Genomic DNA, 4453 nt, shown 5'->3' on the forward strand with positions numbered 1-4453 from the left:
CAACGAAGAGTCCCCCTCTACCTTCCAAAGCAAAGGCACCAGCACATTTAAGGGGTTCGCCTTTGCTTTGGAAGGTAGAGGGGGACTCTTCGTTGACAAAATCGAAGGCTGTCATAGTAATGTTATCGGTCTGAGCTTACCCCTGCTCCATCGAATGTTACAGGAACTAGGATATGAAGTTACCGATTTTTGGCTAAGAACTAACAACTAATAACTAAAAACTAATAACGGGTGGATCTCCTAAAAAGCTGTTTGACCCGGTGGTTGGAACCGGCATCTTGGTGGAAGCAGCATCTTGGTGGAACGGGCATCTTGGTGGAACCGGCATATTGGTGGAACCGGCATCTTGGTGGAACCGGCATCTTGCCGGTTATCAATATTCCCAGACGGACTATCCCAACCCTGGCGACCGATAAAATGATTGCGAGCCCGTCTTATCACGCACCGTACCCAACTAAGGCAACAAAATCCATGACCACTAAAGACGACTTTAAACAACAAATCAAGGCAGGTAACATTAGGGATGCTCTGACCCTATCCCTAGGTGAAGCAGTGGAGTTAGAAATTACGACTTGGGTATCCTCATCTAGCCCAGCTCCTCATTCCTCAGCGGAGCTAGACCAGCCAACCTCTGATTGCCAAATGCGTACTAGCATGAATATTGTTGATGGTGAAATCAACAACGAAGTTGGTTCAGAGTTTATGGGCAATGGACCTTACACTGAACTGAAGCAATTTCACCTAGAGCAGGTAAAACAAGGACGCCAGACTATTCAGCAAAATTTGGAAAATTTGCAACAACTGTTTACGGTTCTGAGTACTACCATGGGTCGGCTACCTCAAGGCTCTGCTCTCGATACTGATAGTGGCTAAGCGTCTATCTTCCAAAAAAGGGAATACTATTTAACACTAAAAAAAATATAAATATTATTGATTTGATCTGCTACTTCCGTGACAGACAAAGTGTTCAGCAGTAATGGGCGCTGCTAAGTTGCTCAACTCGTTATCATCTGATATAAATTTCACCTAAATAATTTAATTAACCGAGTGTTTGTTGACGGTTGACGGTTGGGTGTTCACAGTCACCGAAAAACTCTCAACAACAGCTATATCCTTTAAAGAATCCTACCACTACAACCCAAGGGTGGACGTGGTAATATCAAAAATTCTTCATAATAAGTCAATCTAAACTAAGTTAGAAAACTACCCTAATAAGCGCGAGTGTACTATTATGGCTCCTAGAGATGACTTTAGACAATACCTTAAGACAGGGAACATTAAAGAGGCTCTTGTCCTAGCCCTGAGCGAAGCAGTTGATTTGAAAATTACCACCTGGGTAGCCGACACCAATGCTGATTTAGATGCAGCCCAGGCAAAACCTGGTCATCGTATGTGTACCCGCATTGATACCATTAACGGTGCCATCGACAATGAAGTGGGGGACCAGTTTATCGGCAATGGTCGCTATAGAGAACTGCGGCAATTTCACAATGATCAGGTGGCTCAAGGCAATCAAATTATTCAGAGCAACATCAAGAGTCTGCATAAGCTCTTTGAAGTTCTACTCACTCTAGGTTACCCAACTAGCACTACTGGGGTTATAGAGCCTGAATCCCCTAGGGTTGAAACCCATTTATTGCCAAGCACAGAACCAGTTACTGAAACCCGAGTAGCCATAGAGTCAGTAGAGTCAGTAGAGTCAGTAGAGTCAGTAGAGTCAGTAGAGTCAGTAGAGTCACACACAGAGCATCGTCTCGATACAGTTACTACAGCGGTTTTGGGGACTGGATTGGCAGCAGCAGCCGTTGCCTCTGCCTCGGAGTTAGTAGCAGAACCTCCCCCAGCCGAAGTAGAACCGACTCAGACAGCACCAGAGACACCCCCAACAATCTTTGGTGACCTTGAGTCAGTAACAGCTCCTACCCCAGGGAACCTTGATGATTCATTGGTTAATCCCTACACCGTAACTGAGCCGATCATCAAACCTGGATTGGTCGATGAAGTAGTCGATGAAGTAGTTTCTGAGGCTGGCTTGTTTCCAGAGATTACTGAGAGTAATGAATTGCCAGAAACTACTGACTTGGAACAGGAAGAAGCAATAGCAAACTTCCTAGAGGATAGGTGGTCAGAAACTGAGTCAGTTTTGGTACCTCCACCCCCCATTGAAGAGGAAACAGACATTTCTCCTGACTTTCTACCAGATACCGCACCAGAAGTGGAGTCAGTCTTGATAACTCCACCCCCGATTGAAGAGGAAACAGATGCTAGTATTGACTTGCTACCGGATACGGCACCAGAAGTGGAGTCAATCTTGGTACCTCCACCTCCGGTTCTAGAAGAAATCCAGGCTAGTCCTGACACTTTCCTAGAAACTGAGCCTGAACTACTAGAAGTACCCTCCGCAGAACTGGAATCCTCACTGATGCCATCGACAGATAGCACCCAGGCATTAGAAGCGGAAACTGAACAGGACGATTGGGATGACTCGATGTGGGAATTACTGGAGTCGCCTGATCACGAGCTAACTGACCAAGACGTTTCAGATGCAGAAATTGATCAACAATGGCAAGAATTCGTTGAAGAACAATCGGAATCTCAGTTCAAGCCATCCGATGCAGTGGATAATCAAAATTGGGAACTCCTGACATTAGAAGATTTGGAGTTAACGCCCTCATCACCAGAACCCACAACTGAAGCTTCAAACCAGGAATTAGAAGAGGAATGGGGTGATCTGTTTGAAGAAGATACACAACAGATTGATGCAGATCCTAACCTCTTCAGCCTAGAATCATTGGAGCTAGAAGAAAATGAGGATTGGGATGATTGGATGTTGGAACAACCGGAGCACTCATCACTAGAATTGACAACTCCTGAGATAGATTCATTGGATGTCTCTGAGGATAATGAGTGGGATGAACTAACGAAAAACGCGAATCCGTTCACTGCACCAAGCAATCTCAATGGATCAGCAACAGATTTAGAACTTGATGAAGACTGGGATGATTTCCCAACTGATGAACTGGAATCTTATCCATCTCTAGGAAATAGCTTGGAGCTATCGGCACCTTCGGAAAATCCAGATACTTCAGAACTGACAAATAAGCTAACTGATGACCATAACTTTAATCAGGATCAATCTCAAGAGTTAGATCCGTTTCTAGAAATCTCTGATATCACCGATCAATCACAGCAGGCATCTGAAGAACTCATGGAAGATTTGTTTGACTTTCCTGTGGCACAACAGAATGAATCTGAGCCGATCAAACTTGATGATGATAATTGGTCTAGCCTGGAAGAGTCACTATTTATCAAGAAACCACGTAAAAAAGAGGATTCATCTGGGCGTAATTAGCTTTTTCTGGTGCTAAAGGATAAGCAGTAAGCTTTGCCTGAGACTTCGCCCGTGGCATACACAGATTGCCCTAGGTCGATTTTGATTCCATAGAGGAGTCGAAATCGAGCATTCCTCCACCTATATTTAGGGTAGTTCATATATCATTACCATGGCCGTGACCAAGACCAGAAACCTTAAGCAACCAGCAACTACTGATGCAATATCACCTTTAAAACGAGGTGGGCTTGACCTTGGCGAATTTAATTCGCCACGGGTCGCACCTGATGTTACCTCTAGATTAGGTCAAACCCTTGATGAATTTTATGGCTCTTTGGGGGATGTCTTGATTGACATCACAGCCTTAGAAGTTAACACCATGGTAGTGGAGGAAATTAAGGGAGATAAATTTATCCCCTGGGAAACCTACCGGGATATTTACCCGATCTCAGCAGACTATCTAGAGCAACAGGGAATTCATCAGTCTTTACGCGATCGCTACCTTGAGTTACGTAAAACCTTGGAACTAGAGTACACCGTGCTTTTGAGTGATCCCAATTCACCCTTGTATGATCCCACTGTTCTAGAGCAGGCTAGAGGAGGCCAAGAAATCCTCACCGATCCCACAGTAGAACTGCACCAAATTAACACCCGACTACCAAACCCTACTAAAACCAGCAGTTCTGAGGAAATGCTTCAAGCGCAACAGATTCTTAAGAACAATCGTTTCTTGCGTTGTTTGCGTAAGCTCAGTGAACTGAAAGCAGCACTGGATAGTCGAAATCAGGCATTGCTAAAAACTAATTCACACCAACGGGCAAATGTCAAGTCAATCAATGATTTAATTTGCGCCCAAACTGTGATTCAACTAGATGGTGATGTGATCAACCGCTATGCTCAGGAAATTGTTAACCATCCTGATCGAGATTTGATTCTACACATCCACAAGCAAGGAGTCACTGCTAGTCAACAGCAGTGGAGAGGATTGCTAGAATTTATTTTGGGTTTGGTACAGGCGTCAGTGAGATGGGGTGATGGTCAGAGTTTACCTTGGGGCAATTGATGTACTCGAAGACCACAGTAAAGATTACGGTTTGCTGATTCTAACCCTTAAAACTTACA

At 44.4% G+C, this 4453-nt stretch carries 5 protein-coding genes; 4 read left to right on the top strand and 1 reads right to left on the bottom strand.

Going from position 1 to position 4453, the window contains the following annotated elements; genetic code table 11:
* Nucleotides 1–211, top strand: a 211-nt coding sequence (locus F6J94_RS30785; RefSeq protein ID WP_293047229.1) for a Maf family protein, incomplete at its 5' end; no start/stop codon positions are given.
* A gap of 29 nt (nucleotides 212–240) precedes the next feature.
* On the opposite strand, the gene F6J94_RS30790 is transcribed toward F6J94_RS30785, so the two are convergent.
* Nucleotides 241–441 carry a hypothetical protein gene (locus tag F6J94_RS30790; RefSeq protein WP_293047231.1) on the bottom strand — a complete coding sequence of 67 codons (201 nt, stop codon included), beginning with the start codon at nucleotides 439–441 and terminating at the stop codon, nucleotides 241–243.
* A 30-nt stretch (nucleotides 442–471) separates the two neighbouring features.
* Here F6J94_RS30790 and F6J94_RS30795 point away from each other — a divergent pair, with 30 nt between their 5' ends.
* The 3 genes from F6J94_RS30795 to F6J94_RS30805 all read left to right on the top strand — a co-directional run bounded on the left by F6J94_RS30795 (nucleotide 472) and on the right by F6J94_RS30805 (nucleotide 4394).
* A complete protein-coding gene (locus F6J94_RS30795; RefSeq protein WP_293047233.1) occupies nucleotides 472–873 on the top strand; it encodes a hypothetical protein in 402 nt (133 codons plus the stop codon).
* Nucleotides 874–1231: 358 nt separating this feature from the next.
* On the top strand, nucleotides 1232–3352 hold the full coding sequence (locus F6J94_RS30800) for a hypothetical protein (protein ID WP_293047235.1): 2121 nt from the start codon (nucleotides 1232–1234) through the stop codon (nucleotides 3350–3352).
* Between the two features lie 151 nt (nucleotides 3353–3503).
* Nucleotides 3504–4394 (top strand): hypothetical protein, encoded by an 891-nt coding sequence (locus F6J94_RS30805; protein ID WP_293047237.1) that lies wholly within the window; start codon nucleotides 3504–3506, stop codon nucleotides 4392–4394.
* Nucleotides 4395–4453 lie beyond the last annotated feature (59 nt).

The organism is Moorena sp. SIO1F2, assembly GCF_010672755.1.
GTDB lineage: Bacteria > Cyanobacteriota > Cyanobacteriia > Cyanobacteriales > Coleofasciculaceae > Moorena.